18 protein-coding genes and 2 pseudogenes are annotated in these 21,607 nt (G+C 45.7%); 8 read left to right on the top strand and 12 right to left on the bottom strand.

What is annotated here, in order from left to right:
• The first annotated feature begins 252 nt into the window (after nt 1-252).
• The 4 genes from asnA to FYJ62_RS07560 all read left to right on the top strand — a co-directional run bounded on the left by asnA (nt 253) and on the right by FYJ62_RS07560 (nt 3,180).
• Complete coding sequence (gene asnA, locus FYJ62_RS07575; RefSeq protein WP_154549098.1) at nt 253-1,269, top strand: aspartate--ammonia ligase; 1,017 nt, start codon at nt 253-255, stop codon at nt 1,267-1,269.
• Nucleotides 1,270-1,478: 209 nt separating this feature from the next.
• Nucleotides 1,479-2,291 (top strand): site-specific integrase, encoded by an 813-nt coding sequence (locus tag FYJ62_RS07570; protein ID WP_154549097.1) that lies wholly within the window; start codon nt 1,479-1,481, stop codon nt 2,289-2,291.
• A gap of 66 nt (nt 2,292-2,357) precedes the next feature.
• Nucleotides 2,358-2,927 carry a signal peptidase I gene (gene lepB, locus FYJ62_RS07565; RefSeq protein ID WP_154549096.1) on the top strand — a complete coding sequence of 190 codons (570 nt, stop codon included), beginning with the start codon at nt 2,358-2,360 and terminating at the stop codon, nt 2,925-2,927.
• Between the two features lie 67 nt (nt 2,928-2,994).
• Nucleotides 2,995-3,180, top strand: a complete 186-nt coding sequence (locus FYJ62_RS07560; RefSeq protein WP_154549095.1) for an LBP_cg2779 family protein — start codon at nt 2,995-2,997, stop codon at nt 3,178-3,180.
• Nucleotides 3,181-3,545: 365 nt separating this feature from the next.
• Here the strand turns inward: FYJ62_RS07560 and pepT are convergent, their stop codons facing one another.
• The 3 genes from pepT to FYJ62_RS07545 are packed head-to-tail and all read right to left on the bottom strand — an operon-like array spanning nt 3,546 to nt 6,326.
• Entirely contained in the window at nt 3,546-4,790 is a 1,245-nt protein-coding gene (gene pepT / locus FYJ62_RS07555) for a peptidase T (protein ID WP_154549094.1), read from the bottom strand.
• Between the two features lie 41 nt (nt 4,791-4,831).
• Nucleotides 4,832-5,632 carry a Nif3-like dinuclear metal center hexameric protein gene (locus tag FYJ62_RS07550; RefSeq protein ID WP_154549093.1) on the bottom strand — a complete coding sequence of 267 codons (801 nt, stop codon included), beginning with the start codon at nt 5,630-5,632 and terminating at the stop codon, nt 4,832-4,834.
• A complete protein-coding gene (locus FYJ62_RS07545; RefSeq protein WP_154549092.1) occupies nt 5,625-6,326 on the bottom strand; it encodes a tRNA (adenine(22)-N(1))-methyltransferase in 702 nt (233 codons plus the stop codon). Before FYJ62_RS07545 ends, FYJ62_RS07550 begins: the two co-directional genes overlap by 8 nt.
• A gap of 113 nt (nt 6,327-6,439) precedes the next feature.
• Here FYJ62_RS07545 and FYJ62_RS07540 point away from each other — a divergent pair, with 113 nt between their 5' ends.
• The 3 genes from FYJ62_RS07540 (at nt 6,440) to FYJ62_RS07530 (ending at nt 8,114) form a co-directional block, all read left to right on the top strand.
• Entirely contained in the window at nt 6,440-6,880 is a 441-nt protein-coding gene (locus tag FYJ62_RS07540; RefSeq protein ID WP_154549091.1) for an 8-oxo-dGTP diphosphatase, read from the top strand.
• Between the two features lie 10 nt (nt 6,881-6,890).
• Complete coding sequence (locus FYJ62_RS07535; RefSeq protein ID WP_154549090.1) at nt 6,891-7,682, top strand: M23 family metallopeptidase; 792 nt, start codon at nt 6,891-6,893, stop codon at nt 7,680-7,682.
• 96 nt (nt 7,683-7,778) lie between these two features.
• A complete protein-coding gene (locus FYJ62_RS07530) occupies nt 7,779-8,114 on the top strand; it encodes a helix-turn-helix domain-containing protein (RefSeq protein ID WP_154549089.1) in 336 nt (111 codons plus the stop codon).
• A 141-nt stretch (nt 8,115-8,255) separates the two neighbouring features.
• On the opposite strand, the gene FYJ62_RS07525 is transcribed toward FYJ62_RS07530, so the two are convergent.
• Nucleotides 8,256-8,834, bottom strand: coding sequence for a GNAT family N-acetyltransferase (locus tag FYJ62_RS07525; protein ID WP_154549088.1), 579 nt, complete (start codon nt 8,832-8,834; stop codon nt 8,256-8,258).
• Nucleotides 8,835-8,887: 53 nt separating this feature from the next.
• Here FYJ62_RS07525 and FYJ62_RS11115 point away from each other — a divergent pair.
• Nucleotides 8,888-9,088: pseudogene (locus FYJ62_RS11115) on the top strand (IS982 family transposase); the annotation flags it as partial.
• Nucleotides 9,089-9,171: 83 nt separating this feature from the next.
• Here FYJ62_RS11115 and FYJ62_RS07520 read toward each other — a convergent pair.
• The 8 genes and pseudogenes from FYJ62_RS07520 to FYJ62_RS07485 form a co-directional block, all read right to left on the bottom strand.
• Entirely contained in the window at nt 9,172-10,113 is a 942-nt protein-coding gene (locus FYJ62_RS07520) for a hypothetical protein (RefSeq protein WP_154549087.1), read from the bottom strand.
• A 71-nt stretch (nt 10,114-10,184) separates the two neighbouring features.
• Nucleotides 10,185-10,364: pseudogene (locus FYJ62_RS07515) on the bottom strand (N-acetyltransferase family protein); the annotation flags it as partial.
• A gap of 81 nt (nt 10,365-10,445) precedes the next feature.
• Complete coding sequence (locus FYJ62_RS07510; RefSeq protein WP_154549086.1) at nt 10,446-10,889, bottom strand: hypothetical protein; 444 nt, start codon at nt 10,887-10,889, stop codon at nt 10,446-10,448.
• A 277-nt stretch (nt 10,890-11,166) separates the two neighbouring features.
• The gene (locus FYJ62_RS07505) at nt 11,167-12,000 is read right to left on the bottom strand and encodes a GIY-YIG nuclease family protein (protein WP_326832016.1); all 834 of its coding nucleotides are present in this window, start codon (nt 11,998-12,000) and stop codon (nt 11,167-11,169) included.
• A gap of 421 nt (nt 12,001-12,421) precedes the next feature.
• On the bottom strand, nt 12,422-15,529 hold the full coding sequence (locus FYJ62_RS07500) for a type III restriction-modification system endonuclease (RefSeq protein ID WP_229771869.1): 3,108 nt from the start codon (nt 15,527-15,529) through the stop codon (nt 12,422-12,424).
• A 1-nt stretch (nt 15,530) separates the two neighbouring features.
• A complete protein-coding gene (locus FYJ62_RS07495; RefSeq protein ID WP_326832015.1) occupies nt 15,531-17,417 on the bottom strand; it encodes a site-specific DNA-methyltransferase in 1,887 nt (628 codons plus the stop codon).
• Complete coding sequence (locus FYJ62_RS07490) at nt 17,404-18,033, bottom strand: DUF4391 domain-containing protein (RefSeq protein ID WP_154549085.1); 630 nt, start codon at nt 18,031-18,033, stop codon at nt 17,404-17,406. Before FYJ62_RS07490 ends, FYJ62_RS07495 begins: the two co-directional genes overlap by 14 nt.
• Entirely contained in the window at nt 18,034-21,270 is a 3,237-nt protein-coding gene (locus FYJ62_RS07485) for a helicase-related protein (RefSeq protein ID WP_154549084.1), read from the bottom strand. It lies immediately after the preceding gene.
• Nucleotides 21,271-21,607: the final 337 nt, after the last annotated feature.

Below are 21,607 nucleotides of genomic sequence, written 5' to 3'. Positions count from 1 at the left end.
GAGAGCCAGTGGTTGGTGGAAGGCTGGCAGACCCTGCAGCTGTGCGCAACCCTTCTTCCAGATTGCCGGCTGAAATTCTTAGTAGGCTGGGACGTCGGCGGGACGTTACCCTGCTAGAGCATGCTAGTGCTCGAAAAGTGGTTCAGATTGAACAAGCTGGGTGGTACCGCGGAAAGAAGCCTTTCGTCCCTATGAAGTATAGGAGATGAAAGGCTCTTTTTGTCCCCATTTTTTTCAGAAAAGGTGAGATTTATGGCCAAGTTAGTTATTCCTAAGGATTACGATCCAAAGATGTCAATCAGAGAAACGGAAAAGGCGATCCGCTACATCCGCGAGACCTTCCAGAGCGAATTCGGGACGGCAATGAACCTGGAACGGATTTCTGCCCCGATGTTCGTTGAAAAGTCATCCGGCTTAAACGACAACCTGTCCGGCTGGGAGCAGCCAGTCTCCTTCACCCTGCACGACGGAGACGGCAGCGAGATGCAGATCGTTCACTCCCTGGCCAAGTGGAAGCGCTGGGCCTTGAAGCGCTACGGCTTTGGGGTCGGCGAAGGCCTGTTTACCAACATGAACGCCATCCGGAAGGACGAAGAAGTCCTGGACAACCTGCACTCAGTCTACGTGGACCAATGGGACTGGGAAAAGGTGATCAACAAGGAAGACCGGACGGAAGCCACCCTGCACCAGACGGTACGGAGGATTTTTGAAACCATCAAGGGGATGGAATACCACGTCCGCGCCCTCTACCCGCAAGCCGCCTACCATTTGCCAGAAGAGATCTACTTCTTCACCAGTGAGGAGCTGGAAGCCCGCTGGCCTGAATTGACGCCAAGCGAGCGGGAAAACAAGATCTGCCAGGAATACGGAGCCGTCTTCCTGGAGCACATTGGCGGCGACCTGCCTTTGTCCGGCAAGCCGCACGACCTGCGTGCCCCTGACTACGACGACTGGACCTTGAACGGGGACATCCTCTTCTGGTACGAGCCGCTGCAGCGGGCCTTTGAAGTTTCCAGCATGGGGATCCGGGTTGACGAAGACCGGCTCAAGGAGCAGCTGAAGCTGGCTGGGGCCGAAGACCGGCTGGAGCTGCCATTCCACAAGGCCCTCCTGGCCGGCGACTTGCCTTACTCAATCGGCGGCGGGATCGGCCAGTCACGCCTGTGCATGCTGCTCTTGGGCAAGGCCCACATCGGCGAAGTCCAAGCCAGCATCTGGCCGCGCGACATCGTTGAGAAGTGCGAGGCCGCTAAGATCCAGTTGCTGTAAGTTGGCGAAAACAGCGCAGACCCTTGGCATGCTGGACCCGGGCTGTTAACTTAGTTTATTTTTTGGCACGGCGGAGCCGTGCCTTTTTTGTATGATTTAGATTGTAGTAACGGATAGGCTTTATTCGATTGCTGAGGATGGGACTGTCCTCAGCCGCTCTTTCGGTTTATAATCATTGTAGTAACCAACAGGATTAGAAAGGAGCCAACATGTATCCCTACCAAGCCGAATTTGCCAGATGGTGCCGCTATTCCCAGCAGCTGTCGCCCAAGTCGATCTTCAACGCCAACCACGTCCTGACCAACTTTTTCAACTATGCCCGCCGCAACTTTGCCCAAGACGGGGTCGCTTCCCTGACCGTCACCGAGGTCCGCGACTACCTCGACCAGCTGGATGTCAAAGAGCACCTCTCCGTCACCACCATCAACAAGTACATCAGCTATTTAAAAAAATACTTCTACTTTTTGAACACGACCGGCATCATTGACAACTATCCCCTGCTCGAGCTCAAGGGCATCTCTTTTGAGCGGCGCAAGACCTACGTGATCAACTGGATGGACCACATCGCCGACTTCATCCCCGTCGTCAGCCACGAATTCACCATCTACCTCTTGACCCTGACGGCCCTGGGCTACAAGAGCCGGGACCTGCTCAAGGTCCACTGGAGCCAGGTCAAGGACCGGATCAAGGACCAGACGGTCAAAGACTACATCCACGGCCAGCTTGACTTCACGGAGAATCCCGACCCCTACCTCTTCGCGGCCAGAGGGGGCGAGCCTTACGCCAGCACCAACAACGTCATGCAGCTGGCCAAGGGGGACAAGCTGCTGATTAAAGACTGGCCCATGACCCTGACCAACCTCCGCCTCTCCTACGTCTATTCCGTGATCGCCAGCGGCAAGTACACGGACGGTGAGCTCCTGGGCATTCTTGACTGCGACCTCAAGCGCCTGGCCTACTACCAGTACAATGCCTCCTACTGCCACCTGATCCCCTATTCCAAAGACCTGCTTGAAAGCTGACATAATCTTTCGCCAAGCTTCTGATTTAAGATATAATGTTAAGGTAGCAAGAAAAGGAGAGTTTCAATGACAAAAAGCAAAAAGAAACAGGCCGCTGAAGAAGAAAGCTGGGGCTCCTTCTTCCGGGACGTCCTCGTCATGTTCACCATTTTCGTGGCCATCTACTACGTAATCTTCTCGTTCTTCCTGGCCAATGAAGTCGTGTCCGGCCCATCCATGCAGCCCACCTTTGAAGACGGCGACCGCCTGATCGCGGTTCGCAAGTTCACGCCAAAGCGCAACGACATCGTCATCATCAAGGCGCCGGATGAAGCCAAGGCCATGTACATCAAGCGGGTCATCGGCCTGCCGGGCGACACGGTCCAGTCCAAGAACGACGTGCTCTACGTCAATGGCAAGAAAATCGCCGAGCCATATTTAAATAACAAATATTATAAAGCCGACAAGGCGGCGGGCGTCAACTACACCAGCAACTTCAAGATCAAGGTGCCAAAAGGCCAGTACTGGGTCATGGGTGACCACCGGGACGTATCCAAGGACTCAAGATCCTTCGGCCCCGTCAAGCGGAGCTCCATCTTGAGCAAGGTCGTTCTGCGCTACTTCCCGTTCACCAAGATCAGCACTTCTTTTTATTAGAAAGCCGATTTGCCCTGAATCTTTTATGAGAAAAATGGTAAAATATATTTATTAAGGAGTGAAGATCATGAAACCAGAAGAACTTTCAGATGCAATCATTGAATTTCAAAGCAAGCACTCAGTCAGTGACACTGTCTTAGCTTTTTCCAGCCACCTTTCGGTTGAAAAGGTCCACGCGATGAAGGCCGGTCACGGCAACTTCACCAATGATGAAGTCAACCAAATGCTTGACTATATCCAATCACAAATTTAGCTAATCAGGCCAGCAGCGGCAGCTGCTGGCCTTTTTGCTTGACCAGCGGCCTGTGTTTCACGCTCATCATTTTGCATTTTTTACTTTCCATAATTTACCGTCAAGCTTTGCAGAGCATGGCTTTTGCCGGATTATTTCTTAACAGCGACCATCTTTGTAAAATCCGTATTGCTTAAAGTGAAGGCCCTTAAAGCTTGATATTAAGGGATTTCTTTCACCCGTCTGTAAGCCCTTAAATTGCAATTTTGTTTCACAAGGCTATTTGTCCTTGATCTGCCCTGACTTATTCACAAAAATAGCGCTTCTCAGCTAAGAGAAGCGCTATTTTACTAAGTTTTCGCTTATTCGGGCTCACGGCCTGTGGATTATTTCTTGGCACGTTCAGCGTTGAGCTCGCTCATCTTGATCAAGACGTCAACGGCCTTCCACATTGATTCCAGAACGGTGTATTCAAAGCGGCCGTGCATGTTTTCCTCACCGGCGAACAGGTTAGGACATGGCAGGCCCATGTAGGTCAACTGTGAGCCATCGGTCCCCCCTCTGACCGGATCTTCGTTGATTTCGGCCATCCCGCAGGCCTTGTAGGCGTCGCGGGCCAGGTCGATGATTTCCATGTGCTTGGCCAATTCATCAGCCATGTTATAGTACTGGTCCCACATCTTCAGCTTGATCCGGTCGCCGCCGTACTTTTTGTTCAGGTCAGCCACGATCTGCTTGACCAAGTCCTTGCGGCTTTCCAGGCCATCACGCTCAAAGTCGCGGATGATGTAGGCCAGGTGGGCGTTGTCCACCGTGCCTGAGAAGTCCATCAGGTGGAAGAAGCCCTGGCGGCCGTCAGTCTTTTCCGGCACCTGGTCTTGCGGCAGGGCGTTTTGGAAGTCGATGCCGACCTGGATGGCGTTGATCATCTGCCCCTTGGCAACGGCTGGGTGCACGTTGACCCCCTGGATGTCCAGTTCAAACTGGGCGGCTGAGAAGGTCCCCCAGTCCAGTTTCCCTGGCCCTTCCCCGTCAACCGTGTAGGCAAACTTGGCCCCAAAGTCAGCCACATCAAAGTGCTGGGCCCCAGTGCCGATTTCTTCGTCTGGCGTAAAGCCCAGACGGATGGTCCCGTGCTTGATTTCCGGGTGCTGCAGCAGGTATTCGGCAAAAGTTACCAGTTCGGCATCCCCGCACTTGTCGTCCCCGCCCAGCAGGGTGTCGCCGGAAGCGGAGATGATGGTCTGCCCCTTGTACTTCTTCAGGTTCGGGAAGACGGCCGGATCAAGATAGAATTCAGTGTCGCCCAGCTGGATCTTGCTTTCCCCGTCGTAGTTCTCGGTGATCTGCGGCTTGACGTTTTCCGAATTGAAGTCTGCCGTGTCGCAGTGAGCCAAAAAGCCCATCACCGGCACGTCCCAGTCAACGTTGGACGGGATTTCGGCAATGACCGTGCCCGCCTTTTCGTTGTAGTGGACGTCGCTGAGGCCCAGTTCTTCCAGCTCCTTCATGATGACCATCTGGTAGTCGACTTCCCGCTGGGTTGATGGGAAGCGGTCAGCGTGCTCGTCTGACCGGGAGTTGATCTTGACGTATTTCAAAAATCTTGGCAATAAGCTTGGATATTCCATTTTTTCTCCTAACATGCATTTGCAAAAGGCCAGTCACCCGACTAGCCGACGATATTGTTGAAGGGGTCGGTTGAGACCTCGCTGACCACGACGCTGGTCTGCCAGCCAGCTTCCTTGGCCCACTTTTCCAGCCGCTCGCCCAGCTTGTATTTGAAGAGCTTCTCGGTGTAGTGGCCCGGGTCAACGACCACCAGGCCGCTGGAGATCATGTCGTGGCCGGTGTGGTAGTAGACGTCCCCAGTAATGTAGGCGTCGCAATGGTCGCGCAAGGCCTGCTTCCAGAACTTGTTCCCGTCCCCGCAGACAAAAGCCACGCTCTTGACCGGCATGTCTTCTTCCGCCGCGATCAGGCGGACCATGTCAACACCCATTTTATTCTTGACGTAGCGGGCAAATTCCAAGGCCGTCATGGTTCTTGGCAATTCCCCCTTGCGGCCGATGGCAATCCCGTCTTCATCAAGCGCGAAGGGCTGGACGCTTTCCAGGCCCAGTTCCTCCGCCTGCCAGTCGCTTGACCCATCCTTGGCCTTGTCGGAATTGGTGTGGATGGAATAGACGGTGATGCCGCTGGCGATCACCTTGGCGTACATGGCATTTTGCGGGTCGCTGAAGTCCAGGTTCCGGGCTGGCCGGAACATCAGCGGGTGGTGGCTGACGATCAGGTCAACCCCCTTCTCAATGGCTTCATCAACCACGTTGGGCCGCACGTCCAGGGTGGTCATCACCTTATGGACCTCGCTGTCCAGGCTGCCGATCTGCAGGCCAACCGGGTCGCCCTTGCTGGCGATGTCTTCCGGGAAGTCTTCCTGCAGGCGGCTGACGATTTCTTTAACCTTAGTCATTTTCTTCGCCTTCATCCTTGATTTCTTCGCTGATATCCTTGATCAGGCGCTCCAGATCCGCGATCCGGTCCGCGTCCTTCTGCTTGGCCTTGTTCAAGTTGGCCAGGAGCTGCTGGTAGTAAGCCAATTGTCTGGTCCACTTGGCCAAAAAGACCGGGCCCTTCTGCTTAAGCAAGAGAGGGCCAAAGTCCTTTTCCTTGGCGGTCAGGGGATGCTTTTCCCCAGTCTGCTTGGCCTTGATCAGTTCATAAGTATGGCCGGCTTCAGCCACCAGGTCTTCAGCCACGATCTGGTAGTCGTGCTCTTCCAGCCACTGGCGGACCCGGTTTTCCCCAATGTTGGGCTCCAGGATCAAGGTTGGATAGTACTTGCCCCGGCCCGCGGCCTCTTCCAGCAGGCTGGCCATGAGCTTGCCGCCCATGCCGGCGATGACGACCGTGTCGATCCGGTCTTCATCCTTCAGGGTCTCCAGGCCGCTGCCCAGGCGGGTTTCGATCTGCTGGCCCAGACCCGCCTCAGCGATGTCCGTCTTGGCATTTTGCAGGGGACCGGCGGCCACGTCGCTGGCAATGGCAAAAGCCACCTTGCCCTCCTGGACCAGCTTGATTGGCAGATAGGCGTGATCCGTGCCGATGTCAGCCAGGCGGCTGCCGGGATCAACCATTTCCGCGAGTTTGTTCAGTCTTAAATTCATGGACTGCCTCCTTTACAACAACTAAGATTTTATCATAAGCCGTCCCCTCCTGCTAATCTTCCTGACAGCACTTTGTGCTATAATATGTCTGTTTGAGAATCAAGGAGGAGTAAATGGATAGAAGCGAGAAAACCACCTTGACCAACATGTGCATGATCGTTGACCACGGAAAGGTCCTGACGATTGACCGCCAGTCCAAGCACTGGCCGGGTCTGGCCTTTCCCGGCGGCCACGTTGAGGCACATGAGTCTTTTTATCATTCAGTCGTGCGGGAAGTCAAAGAAGAGACTGGCCTGGACATCAAGCATCCCAAGCTGGTTGGCGTCAAGCAGTTTTTTGACCAAGAAGACCAGCGCTACATCGTCTTCTTCTACCGGGCGGATGAATTCACGGGTGAAGTCAAGGCTTCAAGGGAAGGCCCCTTGGCCTGGATCAAGCTGGAGGACCTGGACCAGTACCACTTGGCCAGGAACTTTGACCAGGATCTGAGGCTGTTTTTGGATCCAGACCTTGATGAACACCTGTTGCTAGACCATAAGGATTACATGTATTAATAAGAGAAGTATGAAAGAAACAAAGAACAAAAAGCAAACCGTCCAAAAAGCCGCCCTTTGGCTGATCTTGATTATTCTGGTCCTCGGCGCGGGGACCGCCATCTATGCCAAGCAGCACGGCTATTTTGGCCAGCAGACCAGCAAGAAGGCCCAGCCAAAGCCAATGGCCTTAAAGAAGACCACGACCCTAACTGACTCCCAGATCTGGGGCTACCCTTTTAGCAAGTGCTACATGAAGAAAATCAAGTACAAGTCTGGGCAGAAGTACGGGAAGACTGACGTCATCCGCCGGGTCTACCCAAGCAAGTCCTACTTCCATGACGGCTGGGACTTCGGCTGGTCAGAAGTTGGCCACAGAGCCCCGGTTTTGGCCGTTCACTCCGGCACGGTCAAGAAGATCGGCTACTGCAGCGGCCTAGAGTACTTTGTCTGGGTCGTCTCTGACGACGGCTACGTGGAAATCTACCAGGAAGGCTTTTTAAATCCAAGCGACATCGTCGTGAAAAAGGGACAGAAGCTGAAGGTTGGCCAGAAGATCGGCTACATGTCCGGCAGCCACCTGCACCTTGGCGTGACCAAGACCGACAAGGACTATATCACCAAGAAGGAAAAGCTGCCGTTCAAGAACTACTGGAAGGACAACGGCACTTGGCTGAACCCAATGGACCTGATCACCAAGAGCCTGAAGCTGCAGGAAGAAAGCAAGCAGCACAACCAGGAAGTCAGCCAGTACAACCAAAGCGCCAAGGCTTACAACGCCAAGCTGGCCTCAAAGGCTGCCAAAGAAGCCAAGAAACAGTAAAACGTGAATTTGACCATAGCAAAAGCGGCCGACTTAAAAGTCGGTCGCTTTTTTGCATGCTAATTCATTATCTGCTTGGCCGCTTCCAAGCCAGCGATGCGGCCCGAATTTACGGCAAAGCCCATGATCCGCAGCGGGATGATCATGAACTACCTGGTCGCCAATCTGCATGACATTACCCTGAAGCAAATGGCTGCCCACTTTGGCTATCAGCCCAAGTACCTCTCCCGCCTGATCAAGCAGCTTTTCAACCAGACCTTTACCCAGTCCGTCGGCAAGTCACTGCTGGAGCTGACAACCAAGAGCATTGAGGAGATCAGCGAGATCGTTGGCTACCCTACCGTCAGCACCTACTACCGCGCCTTTAGGCAAGAAACAGGCCAGACGCCGAATGAATACAGGAAGCGTCGGCAAGCGCCGGCAAGCAAATAGCGTCGCCAGATTTGTACTGGCGGCGCTATTGTTGTTACAAATTCAGCTTGGCACGCAATTCCGGAACCTTATCGCGGCCAACCAGCCCACTATCGCCTCTTGCCTGACAGCTGCTTAAATTGGTCGTTCATCCGCTGGAAATTACAACCCGTTCTCCTGCAGTTCCGGGTAAGGAATAATCGCTGGCGCGGGCACGGGATGCTCGCCCAGCATCTTTTCCATCCAGACCATGTCGTACCAGCGATCGAACTTGTAGCCGCACTGGTGAAAGCGGCCCACCAGCTGGTAGCCCAGGTGCTCATGGAAACGCAGACTGTTGTCGTCAAGATAGGGATCTTCACCTATCGGGGCAGCGATGCAGGCATTCAAGTTGATAAAGCCCTGCTTCTTTAAAACATTTTCGATTGCCTCGTACAAAAAGCCGCCAATGTGCTGGTGGCGCTGGCCAAGTTCCACATAAATCGACAATTCCACGCTGTGGGCATAGGCTGCCCGCTCTTTAAAAGGGCCAGCATAGGCATAGCCGACGATCTGGCCGTCTTTCATGGCAACTAGATAGGGATAGGTCTTCAGGGTCTGCTTAATTCGGGCCTGAAACTCGCCAATGCTTGGCACTTCATCTTCAAAAGTGATCGCCGTCTTCTTCACGTATGGCGCGTAGATCTCAAGCAAACGCTCCGCATCCCCAACTGTTGCTGGTCTTAACTGTAACTTTGCCATGGCTTTCTTTCCAATCAATCGCTTGTCTCGTACAATGTTTTTCAATGATTACGCGTGGTGCTAAGCAGCATAACAAAAGAGAGCTAATGGCAATTCGCAGAACAATCGAGAGTGTGTCTTCTGTACTAAAGTACTACGGAATTGAAAATATACTTGCAAGAAGTATAGATGGTTTCCAACAAACTGTCGAGATAATTGTACTAACTTATAATATCAGTTACATCCTACAGAGATATGAATTCAGCTTCTTCAACTCTCACCACGCGTGCACAAATATCTTTGAATCCTTTACTGCTAAGTTACTCATTCCTACACGCTTCAATATTTTCTTTGCATTTTATCCTATAAACATCATCTTAGTAGCTTTATAGTCTCCCAATTCAAAGAACTTATTCCAGAGCTCTTTTCGATTTATATTTCCGCGAAACCTTGGCGCATTATCCGGGATACTCTTCATCCCCTTACTAAGTGCATTATAAATTCCACTGTTAAGATTTTCTGCTCGATCCCAATAGATAATGTCGCTTAAATCCCCAACCTCAAGTGTATAAGCTTCTGTCTCCTTCTTCCCTCGATATAGAGCCACACGCCATTCATTCTGACACTTATACTTATCCGTCTTATCAAAGCAATCTCTTCTATAAACGATGGAATGAGCTGCATCTTTCAAATCAAACTCTTCTTCTGTTTTGAGAAGAATACTACCTTGATTATAGATTTTTGAACACTCACCGTTATATTTCAACTGATGATACCGAACACTGCCAATCAGGTCCTTATACCCTTCTCTATTAACGGCTGCTTCAATCCTTCTGGCTAATTCGTCAGGATTAAGAATAAAGGCTACATAATCACCAAAATCATTCATTACCGATGTAGTTGTATAGTGGATAAATGGTTTTCCGCCCATCACTGGCACAAGGTCATAATAGAGCTTATAAAAACATAGCGTATTGCAATACCCCATACCCTTTGAGCGATAAAGCGCACCTGTCAAATTATATCCGTTGAAGTCTTTTAAAGACTCATCAGTAGAGCTAAGCCCAATCACGCCTTCTAGCATGTCCTCCTGCTGTTCTGGAAGACGTTTCGGCTGGCTAGTAACTGTATCCGGATTGATGCCAGGATGTGAAGAAATATACTGGTCTCTCCGTTTTTTCGTATCATTGAATGTGTCCTCATCCCAAAAGAAATGGAGTGTGTTCATATAAAGATTTCCGCGAATAAACTCCCTCAAATATTTTTGCTTTGAAAAATACTTTAGTAGATAGTATGGCATATTGTCCGTCTCACTTTCTAAGCCTCTTTACGACACCAGGCAACCCATGTGTCTTGAACTTATTCACAACTCTGAAGGGCAACTAGATAGGGATAGGTCTTCAGGCTCTGCTTAATGCGGGCCTGAAACTCTCCAATGCTTGGCACTTCATCTTCAAAAGTGATCGCCGTCTTTTCCACGTAAAGAGCGTAGATCTCAAGCAAACGCTCCGCATCCCCCGCTTCGGCCTTCCTTAGCTGCAATTCTGACATGAAAGTCTCCTGTTGTTAGGTTAATATGGCGCAAAATGCATCCCGAATTGAGTTTGGGGATGCATTTGGTTATTGCTTTGTTTAGTCACCTTGAAAAACGCCAGCATCATACAAATCTTGGACAGCTTGCGTTTCCTTACCCGTCTTAGCCAAACAAAATTGCAAGTACTCAGACAAATAAGCAGCTTGTTCACGGTCCAGGTAAACCGTTAAATGGTCTGCCAAGTCCAAACTATAGTATAGACGCAAGATCAGCACATCTGCCCCTTGATCAAACGAAAATTCTACAATTGGATCGTCTATCAGGGAAAAAGGCTCATCTAGCTTGCTGCCTTGAAGAAAAGCGGCAACCTTGGACAACAATGACTCAGGTTCATTGAAATACCATAATGGAGCGGCACGAAAGACCCAATTGTCGTTGCAACTGACTTCAATCGTAGAACTGACCCACTCTGATTTCTCCCTGCGCTTCTCTAGCCAAAAATAGACCGTAAAATCGCTAGATATCAACTTTAGATGTGGCAAAAGTGACCTCCTTTAGCTGAAAACATTGGTCATGTTAATTCCCCATTTTTCTTCAACATATGATTATATATTGCTATTTTAATTATAGCTACTTTCTCTGCGATTATTCAGCCCTACTTGAACCTTCAATGGCTTTTCTAGCTTCGCGAGTGCTTTTGAGTTGCTAATCGGTCTTTTGCTCCATAAAAAGCAAGTCCCAGCACCTGGATTGGTACTGGGACTGTTACCTTTGTTCAACTAACTGAGTTGCTCTTCCTGCAAGCTTTCCACGGCTGTCTTACTGACTATTTTTCTTCTTAAATGATTTTCCATCTGGATAGAGCCACAGATCTTTACCGTTTACAGAAGCTCCCAAAATGCATCCCGCTGCAGTTGAAAGACTGGTAAACCTAACATCTTCTACAAACTCACCATTTACAACCTGCTTTTGCTTAATAAGTTCCGCTCTACGTTCTTTCAAATATTTCTTGCAAGAATTGGTTTCAGTCAAACAAAACGTAGACCCTTTACGCACAATAATGCTTCCATCTGCATTCAAGTAACCTTCTGCCTTAGCCTTTTTGCCAGCAAGATGAAGCATAATTTTTGGACTTGGGTCAGCTGACTTGCTTGGCGCAAAAACTTTATACCCTAAGGTTGGCATGATCAGCTTGATATTTTCGACAGCTATCATAAGACTGTCTCTGACTTCTCTGCGAACTTGGGACTCGGTTGGCGTATTTCCATTTTTTACAATATATCGTGCACAGTCGCAAGCTTGCTTGTAAAAATAGTGTTCCAAATACTTTACGCGGCCTTTCTCTAAGCTGCCGTCTGGAGTCACATATATCACCGCGTCATCCCACTGACTTCCATTCTTTTCAAAAAGGTGGGGCTGCAAGATTCGCTTTTGAACATTATCTGCTTCTCCAACGTAGACAAATTCTTGCCCGCATTCATTGCCGAATAGGAAGTACACACCCGGTGTGTTCAACTCTGGTATATCTTCAGTTTCCTTTAAGCGAGCCCGCGGGATCTTATAAACAAGGCCATTCCACTGAGAAATACTTGCTTGCCATCTTCCCGATGCTGTGCCATCCATTAAATATAGTTTTATGGTTCTCCCAAGCACTGGTACTTCTCCTTACTGATAAAAATTATTCAGGCTCTCGATATCATTGTTCAGCCTATAAAATAATTATAGCCGATCTACTTATTCTTTACACGGTTATCATTGTGTTAAAAAACGCGCTCAGCAAGTGAAGCTGCCAAGCGCGTTTAAGCAATTGCATTTTTTCTCCTAGTCTTCGATCAGGCTTTGTCCAGCAAGCGTTCTTCCAACCATGCTGTTGCACATCGACGCCCGAATAATATCTTGATCAGTTCCATATGTATCAATGGCAACGTTGATGAGTGCTTTGATGCTTGCCTACTTGCTGTCTTGAGCTTTCAACCATTAAACGAATTGCATACCTTTTTCAACTCTTAAAGAAAGTGAATAGTACTCTCTGTTTTTTCTTAGCTCTGGACATTTGCGTATCACACTTTCCTAGTTAATTTGTTTCATTGCTTTTCTCTTTATCTGGTATCTCATTTATCATGTCAAGCAAACTCTTAAATGAATCTACCTGCTCATAAATGACATCTGCCGTAGACATTTTGTTGAACAATTTCTTTGCACACTTGATTTTAGCCTGCTCAATTGGCCTCAAATCCATACTACTCAATGAGCCTTTGGTTTCAGCTATGAAGTAAATATGCTTTACGCTACCTTTCTTAAAAGCAATTGCCCAGTCAGGAGCATAGTTGCCAACTGGCGTTGGAATCTGAAAGCCACGAGGCAATTTAGCGTAAACAGCCACCTTATCATCTAGGTCCATATCCTCAGCGAATTTTCGTTCAACTGACTTCTCTGCAGTCCCATCCGCAAACACATAATCTTGAACATTTTTCTTTGCCCTATATGCCTTAGAAAATTCATGGTTCTTCTCAAGGGTAAAGATACTGGAATCATAACGACCTTCGGTTTCATTATAGGTGATATCATCCACGATCATAGTCGCTTTCTGTTCATTGATCAGCTTGATTACCTTTGAAATGAATTCCTCAGGGTTATATTGATACATCACGAATTTAGCAGGCTGTATTGTCTTCAATATTTTAACGACAGTTCTACGCGTCAAGTGCGTTCCAGCACTAATCTTGCCAATCAAGTCATACTTAACTTGGCTGGTTTCGCCACGTTTAAGCGTATAGGTTTGTCGATTTTCAGAGACAAAGCCAGAACCTGCTTTAACACTGTCAACAGACCACTCTTCTCCTTGAGTGCCCTTAGTCACCGTGTACTGAAGTGGAGACACATACAGCTTGCTGTTAATATAATTTACTGCATTATCAATTAATTCTTGGCTATCAAAGTGTACTGTATAGCTATATTTGTGGTTGATTTGCTGCCACAGCTTTTGAAATTCATCCTTGTTAAAGTTGTCATTCAAATTATTCTCTGGAATCTTCGTTTTTCTACCATCCAGAACAAAGTCATCCAAAGCATGATCATCAAAAACACTATTAATCAAGGCACGAACTTCTATTGCTATCTTGTCCACATCATGTGTCTTAGGCAACGGCTTGAGAGCATTATTTTCATCGTCAGTCCGATATAACTCAGTTAAGTTACCATCATCATCCACATAGTCGTTTTTGATCAAGTAACGATTAATAATGTCATTTTGTTCTTTAGTTATAGTAACAATTTCATCATTGTGCTTAATGCGTTTATTTGTAAAGAAGTCCAGCGTGATTCTTGTCGGCCGCTCATACAAGTCATCCTTGATCTCCTTCTGCAAGGATGAAACAAAGTCTTTATAACCATCACTAGCAATGACCGTCAATTTGTTGACTTCTTGAACTTCTGAGCCCAAAACGTGTTCATCCATCCGATCGCCGTCTTGGTTAACGCAAATTCTTAGCCCACGACCAACTTCTTGACGCTTGTTAGTCGTACTATCTCCGCCGTGTTTTAACGTACAAATTTGAAAGACGTTTGGATTATCCCAACCCTCTCGTAAGGCCGAGTGAGAGAAGATGAAGCGAACTGGATTCTCAAAGGACAGCAGCTTTTCTTTGTCTTTTAAGATCAATTCATAGGCAGATTCATCATCACTGATATCAGACCCACGCTTAATCTTGGAATCGATTTTATGTCCTTTCTTGTCGATACTGAAGTAACCGGTATGAGTCTTCTTTACGTCAATGCTCTTGAGATATTTTTCGTATGGTGTGTCAAAAAGAGTTAGGTACTCGTTTAGAATGGAATTGTATTCCTCTTCAAACATCTCGCCATATTCAGAGTTAACTTCATTGCCATCTTCATCATATTTACGATAGTGTTCAACCTTATCGATAAAGAAGAGTGACAAGGTCTTAATGCCGCGATTATAAAGATCCTTTTCCTTCTCAAAGTGGGAGCGGATAGTTTCTCGGATTTGAATTCGCCGGATATCTTTTTCACTGACATCCCCTTGAGCTTCACCAGTATGGATTTCGATCCCATTTGTAAAGGAAACCAGACCATTGATTGGATCGATATCATTGATGTGGTATCCCTGGTATTGCTCCAAACCTTTAGAAAGAGCATACAGATCGTCATCAACGCTAAGAATCCGGACTTCTCGGTTGATTGATTTGTTGTATTTGATTTCAAATTCAAGCCGGGCTCTTGGCGGATGGTTAGGGGAAATTATGATATTCTCAAGATACAGATACCCGTCTGTGCCTCGTAGGTTCTTAATGTCAAAGCCCTTAACTTCGATCTTCTTGACCAACTTCATTTTGTAGGCATCAAGTGCATCAAGAACATAAACCAGGTCATGATGCTCCTTATGAGTTGCGGAGTAGTTCAATGTAAACAAAGGATTGAACTCTTTAAGAGATTCCTGGGTTTTCTTACCACCCATCTTTTGTGGTTCATCAAGAATGATGATTGGATGATTAGCCTTAATAGCATCAATGGGCTTACGACTTTCGAATTCATCTAGCTTCATCCGAATTCTACGGGCATCTTTACCACGAGCATTAAATGCCTGTACATTGATAATCATGACAGACAAATCCGCACTGGAACTAAAATTGCTGATTTCTGTCAGATTCTTTGAGTTGTAAATAAAGAAACGTGCGTTCTTGTGATACTGCTCCATAAAATGATTTTTCATCATCTGAAAGCTCTTCATAACACCCTCGCGGATAGCGATGGATGGCACAACAACGATAAATTTGTTCCAACCATAACGCTTATTCAGCTCGAACATGGTTTTGATGTAGACATAAGTCTTACCAGTACCAGTTTCCATTTCAACATCCAAAGAACAGGCTCCCATATGCTTAGCAAGGGATGCGGATTCTTTAATATTGTTTTCGTTTTGAACATTTCGAATATTTTCGAGAAGTTGCTCTGAAGACAAAGTGACTGGTGCATTAGCGAAGCCGGCAATCAACTCTTCATCTGATAACTTCAAATCCAATAGGTCTTGTTCTACTGCGTCAATATCACGCCGATAAGTCACCTTGTCTTGATACGGTTGTCCTTTAAAAACATCGACAACACTATTGACAGCATCTGTTTGATACTGTTGTATTGTGAATTTGAATTTCATGTCAGCCATCTTATAAAACCTTCCTTACAGTCTCTGGACTATATGTTTCAAAGATCTGTTCGAAGTTAGCAGCAACACTATCGTTAGCTATGCTACTGTCCCGGAATACTGCGTAGAAAGGTTTCTTCTTAGCGATTTCGGTTACTGTTTCTTCAGTCACATTCTTATCAAAGCAAGCAAGGAGATAACCGTCTGCAACAGAGAAGACTTTCTTGCCAGCAATCTCCTGTGTTTCGGTATCTGATGAGAGCAAGATACCCAAGTCCAGCATGACTTGAATCAATAAGTCTTCTGGCGTTCGATCTTCCTTGATATTGTCCTCAAGACCATCTAAGCTAAGTTGCCCAATATCTGCAGGAGTATAGTAGACATCCTTCATATTAGATGAGTCCACCTTGAAGCAACGGAAACCGTAATCAATATCGGCCCCTGTCTCTTCTTTGATCTTCTTTCCCGCACGACGAATGCGTTCTTCGCCAATGTCGCAGATTGTTTTGTAGCCTGCTTTGTATGCAACTGATTTTTTATTTGTCAGCTCTGGGATCTGAATCAAAATAAACTTTCTATGACTGTTATTTTCTGAATTCAACTGAAAAATTGCATGAGCAGTTGTTGCAGAACCAGAAAAGAAATCAATAATTATATCATTATTTTCAGGCGCACCCACACGAATAATGGGATTTAACAAGGTTGTAGGTTTAGCGTATTCAAAAATTCCCTTCTTACCAAATAACTTATCTTCTTCAGCTGCAGATGTTTGTGAATAACCGAACTCAGTCATAATTGTAGGTAAAGTCAATCCATTTCTTACTTCAGAAAGATACCTTTTTAAAAAAGGAGCTCCGGTGTTATCTCTAAATGAAACACGACCATCTTTAATCCACTGTGTCATTTTTTTACTATTAAACAACCAACACCTTCCCTCTGAAGGATAGTATTCTTTATGATTATTTGGGTTCACAATAGGATAAATGCAACTTTGAACAATTCTCCCGCCCTTACCATTAGCACTTAGATCTGAAGCCACCCAAGGGCCACGCGGATCATTATCAGGATTTGAATATCTTGATAATGATTTTTCATCTCTTGGTAATAAACCTAACCTGATTTTTTCTATATTTTTCGCATATACTAATATAAACTCGTGTATCCGTCCAATATTCTTATCATTTGGTGGCGTGGCTCTCTTTTTCCATACAAGACACTCTACAAAATTTTTCTCTCCAAATATTTCATCGCATACCTTTTTCAGATTTTCTTGTTCGTTATCGTCAATGCTAATGAAAATCACCCCATCATCAGCTAAAAAGTCCCTTGCAATCCTTAGTCTCGGATAGATCATGTTCAGCCAATCAGTATGGAATCGTCCATTACTCTCACTATTCTGGACAAGCCTATTTCCTTCTTCATCTGTTTGACCACTGTCATCAGCGTATTCATCAGCACTCTGGGCAAAGTCATCTTCATAAATGAAGTCATTCCCAGTATTGTAAGGAGGGTCAATATAGATCATCTTAACCTTACCGAGATATGTTTCTTGAAGCAGTTTCAGCGCATCTAAGTTGTCCCCTTCAATATAGATATTTTCTGAATCAACTCCTCCTGGTGTACCGTCTCGACCAACTGACTTTTCTTTTTCTAAACGTAAAGTTTTGGAAATTGGAGCATTTGCCATCACCATTGACTTACGTTTATCTGGCCACGTAAATTGATATCTTTCCTGTCCATCATCGATAACCTTCGTATTGATTTCTTGCATCAACACGTCCTTATCAATTGCACGGATGACATTTCCTTCATCATCAATTGTCTCAGTTATTGCATCCGGGAACAGCGCTGCTAACTTTTTATAATTTTCTTCTGCTATGTCCGGTGTGTGCATCTTAAGCTTGTCCACGTTCTAATACCTCCAGCTGCTCCTTTTGCTTTTTCAAATCCTGATAAAGAGCAAATTTCTTCTTTGGCTGGGTCTCTCCCCAAACTGCTTTCTCTAATTTCTTAATTCGTTGTTGCAATTGCCTTATCTCATCTAGTCTGCTCAACTGATCATCCAGACTCATATTTGAACGACTTTGAGCATCTGGTCCGATTGCTATCTGTCGAACTAGGCCATTCCAGATATCTTCCAGGTTATCGCCAGAAAGGTGGAGTTCGACTTTTTCTTCCAATATCCACTCTGTCAGATAGAGTTTCTGATAATAAACAGCGAGTTGCCTCTGATCCTCATAGCTCATCAGAAAGACAAGTTTATGTGGGTTGCCTTTTGCGATCGCTTCAATAATCCTTTGTTCGTAGTCCTGCTTCTTTAGCTCAATAGATAGAAGTAGAATTTCTTTTATTTCTGAATCCTTAGCTAAGTTCAAATTTCGTTGTGTCAAGCTATTCTCAGCCACAATACGGCTGATATCTGACACAAACTTGCTTTTCAGAGCTGTACTCAGTGATAAGTGTTTGTAAAATGCTTCCTTAGGGATCCGTCGGTTAGTCTTTGTACTTTCTGGAAAATCAATCATTTACATCACCACCAAGAAGTCGATCAATTCAAAGTCATCCAACCCTGAGAAACCACCAGATTGAAAGGTTGTGGTGCCGGCAGAAAAGAAGCTTTCAATATCTTCCTCATTTTTAGCTTCAATGATTGATCCAATTGCTTCTTCCAACAGCTGGGAAACTTTTTCCATCTGCCGTCCGTCCTTTGTTGCTCGATTGAATTCCTTGCAGAGCTCTTTGTCTGGCTCCTTTTTGCCTTTAGCCAAGTGACGCATCTCATCGAGAATGTCTTTCGGCTGCAGATGATTGATTAGGATCTCTCCATCCATATTTACGTAGACCATGTAGAACGGATGGAGACGATTTTTGTCTTTGATATCAATTTTTTTATTTACATTCTTTAGTACGAAGATCACCCCAGGTTTATCTCCATGAACAACGGCATGAACGCCAAATGGTAGACGGTCTAGCTCCTTATGTTCTTTCATATAGGCAAGTAAATCCATCCGGAAATCGTTAAGCCCAAGGTCCGTAATCGAAATACCTTCACTCATGTCTTCCAGATCGACTACTTCCTCCTGGAGTCGTTTCAACTGAGCTTTTCGGTAATTCAGATCACCCTTCTCTTCTGGATTGATAAGGTCATCATCCCCTGTCGCGGTCATTACGGAGATCTTCATTCTCGTTTCCACACGATCTTTAAGATTGATATATTCGTCAAGTGTCAGATCAGGCCAAAAGTTGACCAACTGAATCACCTTGTTCTTGCTACCAATACGGTCAATCCGGCCGAAACGCTGGATGATTCGCACAGGGTTCCAGTGAATGTCATAATTGATGCAGAAATCACAGTCCTGCAAATTCTGACCTTCTGAAATGCAGTCTGTCGCAATTAAGATTTCAATATCCGTTTCAGTATCATCCGGATAGACAACATCCCTGTCCTTGGATATTGGTGAAAAGCAGGTCAAGATATGGTTCATCTCTGCTCTAAAATTCGGGATGGTCGTCTTTCCTTCAATGCTCCCGGTGATCAGAGCGGTGTTCAAGCCAATTTCCTTAGCTCGAGGAGCAATATTCTCGTACAGATATTCAGCAGTATTTGCAAATGCAGTAAAGATCAGAATCTTCTTATTGCCTGGATTAATTGGATTCTCTTCTTTGTCTTTGATTACTTTAAATAATTGATTGAGCTTATAGTCAAACTCTGGTGAAATGTCCTCGGTCATATGGATCAAAGTTTCCAAGATATCAATGTCGCTTCTGATATTTCGTTGCCAAGAAATGTAATCCATGTCCCTTAGATCAATTTGGACTTTCTTGCCTACCATAAAGACATCAGTATTCTGATCATCTTCATCAAAATCAGCTGCTGCTTGCGATAAATCTGTCATTTCATTCAGATTGCCACTGCCATCTCTTCTAAATCGATCAATTGATTTTGAAGTCTCAACCATATATGCGTAGATCTTTTTTACCGTCAGCAAAAATGAGTGAACGGAACTTTCCATTCGCTTCAAAAGATTAATGCTCATCAGACGCTGAATCCCTGATTCACGGCCCATTCTAAATTTCTTGGTTTCATTTTCAGAGACGTACTTCGATAGACGACTAGGGAGGATGAACATCGTTGGCGTGTAAATCGCCAAATTCAGTTGACTCAAGCATTCATATACGTCTTTGTAATTGATTGCCCCAGGCTTATCAGTTAGCTTTGGATACAAGCTGATTGGCTTTAATCGTTTAGGAAATGTGCCAATTTCAGTAGTGTCATAGTAATTTTGAATGTGATGCCGAGACCGAGCGATCGTGACAGCATCTAAGACTTCAAAGAAGTCAAAATCTAGTTCTCGCAATAAGTTCTTCGTTGTCCGCTCAGCTTCAGGCCGCTTGCACCATGCGTTATAAACGGTCTGTGCTCTACGGAAGATCGTGTCGATATCTGATTCGGTGTTCAGTTTTTCGTTGATCTCAGCCGGCACGCCTTCATAAGCCAAGGCAAGTTGATTGCGGAGATCGTTGAAGCGATTGTTGACTGGCGTTGCCGACAACATCAGAACTTTAGTTTTGACACCAGACTTGATGACTCGATTCATCAGCCTCATATAGCGATTTTCTTTCTCGCCTCCATGAGTGTTGGTACCATTCCCGTTACGGAAATTGTGGCTTTCATCGATTACAACCAGATCATAGTTTCCCCAATTGATTTGTTCGATTGGCAAACCAGTTGCAGTTTTGCCGTGGTCTCTCGAAAGGTCAGTATGATAGAGAACATCATAGCGAAAACGGTCTTTGTAGAGGGGATTGTTGACCAAATTTCCCTTATATGTCAGCCAGTTCTCAGACAGTTTCTTTGGACACAAAACCAATACGCTCTTATTGCGTCCTTCGTAATACTTGATTACTGCCAGTGCAGTGAATGTTTTACCTAAACCAACACTGTCAGCTAAGATACAACCGTTGTATCGTTCCAGCTTGTTGATGATCCCCAAGGCTGCATCCTTCTGAAAGTTATAAAGTTTGTTCCAAATCACGCTGTTTTTGAAGCCGGTTGCTTCATTAGGCAAGACATCTTCTGATACGTCATCCAAGAATTCGTTAAAGACGTTATAGAGAGTCATGAAATAGATTAGTTCTGGGGAATTCTCTTGATATACCGACGAAATTTTATCGATAATTTCATCAGTGACGTCTACAAGCTTTGCCTTGTCTTGCCATATTGCTTCGAAGGTATTTAACAGATTTTTACTATCTGGATTATCAATTCTTGTTGTGAAGTTGGTCATTGTGTTGCCACGTTCACAACCAAGCCCAACCGTCGTGAACTCATTAAACGGCATATATGTGTAGATATTTTCTGAATTGTCTACTACCAAGAACTGGTTCATACTCTCATCTGTCGTATTAGTCAGAAAACGAGCTTTACGGCGAATCCAGTCAGCACACTCTTTAGCAATTGCCTTCTGCTTGAGCTTATTTCTCAAGCGTACTTCAAACTCCGTCCCATATAGGCTCTTCTCCCGAGTAAGCCGTGGAATGAAAAATTCCCTCCGCTCTTTTGGCATTTTTTCAGCAACGAAAGTTGGTGAGGTAAATATAAAACGAAATTCAGAACACTTCTCTAACTCATCTTTTAGTGCTTGAAAGGCGTAAATTGAGAAGCAAGCCGCTGCCACGGACACTTTGCTATCGGGCGTGATTATCTTCTTTAGATCATCTCTAACCACATCAGTCGTGTTGTTAAAAAATTTTGATCCCAAGATTTACACCCCCATCCGCTAGTGAATTCTTATATATGACTGCACGCAAAAAGGACCCACCTGCCCTTAAAAGGGTTGATGGATCCTGTGCAAATTGCTTGACAAATAAGCGATGACTTAAATAATCATCGCTGAGTTGAGTTGAGTTGAGTTGAGTTGAGTTGAGTTGAGTTGAGTTGAGTTGAGTTCATTTTTTAACCAATCACATCCATAGAATAAAAATGGAACCAAATTAGCCCCATTTTTTGGATAATCTATTCATCGTTACGAAGTATTCAGTCTTATGAGGTACTAAAAATAGTATTATAATACCTTCTATTTTATTAGAAAAACCACA

This window comes from Lactobacillus porci (assembly GCF_009695985.1).
GTDB lineage: Bacteria > Bacillota > Bacilli > Lactobacillales > Lactobacillaceae > Lactobacillus > Lactobacillus absianus.
Note: the sequence above shows the minus strand (reverse complement) of the source record. Positions and strands in the feature narration are given on the sequence as shown.

What these genes read in the sequence shown, in the direction of transcription:
- asnA (WP_154549098.1), top strand. Translation starts at nt 253, where the DNA reads ATGGCCAAGTTAGTTATTCCTAAGGATTACGATCCAAAGATGTCAATC.
- FYJ62_RS07570 (WP_154549097.1), top strand. Translation starts at nt 1,479, where the DNA reads ATGTATCCCTACCAAGCCGAATTTGCCAGATGGTGCCGCTATTCCCAG.
- lepB (WP_154549096.1), top strand. Translation starts at nt 2,358, where the DNA reads ATGACAAAAAGCAAAAAGAAACAGGCCGCTGAAGAAGAAAGCTGGGGC.
- FYJ62_RS07560 (WP_154549095.1), top strand. Translation starts at nt 2,995, where the DNA reads ATGAAACCAGAAGAACTTTCAGATGCAATCATTGAATTTCAAAGCAAG.
- pepT (WP_154549094.1), bottom strand. Translation starts at nt 4,790, where the DNA reads ATGGAATATCCAAGCTTATTGCCAAGATTTTTGAAATACGTCAAGATC.
- FYJ62_RS07550 (WP_154549093.1), bottom strand. Translation starts at nt 5,632, where the DNA reads ATGACTAAGGTTAAAGAAATCGTCAGCCGCCTGCAGGAAGACTTCCCG.
- FYJ62_RS07545 (WP_154549092.1), bottom strand. Translation starts at nt 6,326, where the DNA reads ATGAATTTAAGACTGAACAAACTCGCGGAAATGGTTGATCCCGGCAGC.
- FYJ62_RS07540 (WP_154549091.1), top strand. Translation starts at nt 6,440, where the DNA reads ATGGATAGAAGCGAGAAAACCACCTTGACCAACATGTGCATGATCGTT.
- FYJ62_RS07535 (WP_154549090.1), top strand. Translation starts at nt 6,891, where the DNA reads ATGAAAGAAACAAAGAACAAAAAGCAAACCGTCCAAAAAGCCGCCCTT.
- FYJ62_RS07530 (WP_154549089.1), top strand. Translation starts at nt 7,779, where the DNA reads ATGCGGCCCGAATTTACGGCAAAGCCCATGATCCGCAGCGGGATGATC.
- FYJ62_RS07525 (WP_154549088.1), bottom strand. Translation starts at nt 8,834, where the DNA reads ATGGCAAAGTTACAGTTAAGACCAGCAACAGTTGGGGATGCGGAGCGT.
- FYJ62_RS07520 (WP_154549087.1), bottom strand. Translation starts at nt 10,113, where the DNA reads ATGCCATACTATCTACTAAAGTATTTTTCAAAGCAAAAATATTTGAGG.
- FYJ62_RS07500 (WP_229771869.1), bottom strand. Translation starts at nt 15,529, where the DNA reads ATGGCTGACATGAAATTCAAATTCACAATACAACAGTATCAAACAGAT.
- FYJ62_RS07490 (WP_154549085.1), bottom strand. Translation starts at nt 18,033, where the DNA reads ATGATTGATTTTCCAGAAAGTACAAAGACTAACCGACGGATCCCTAAG.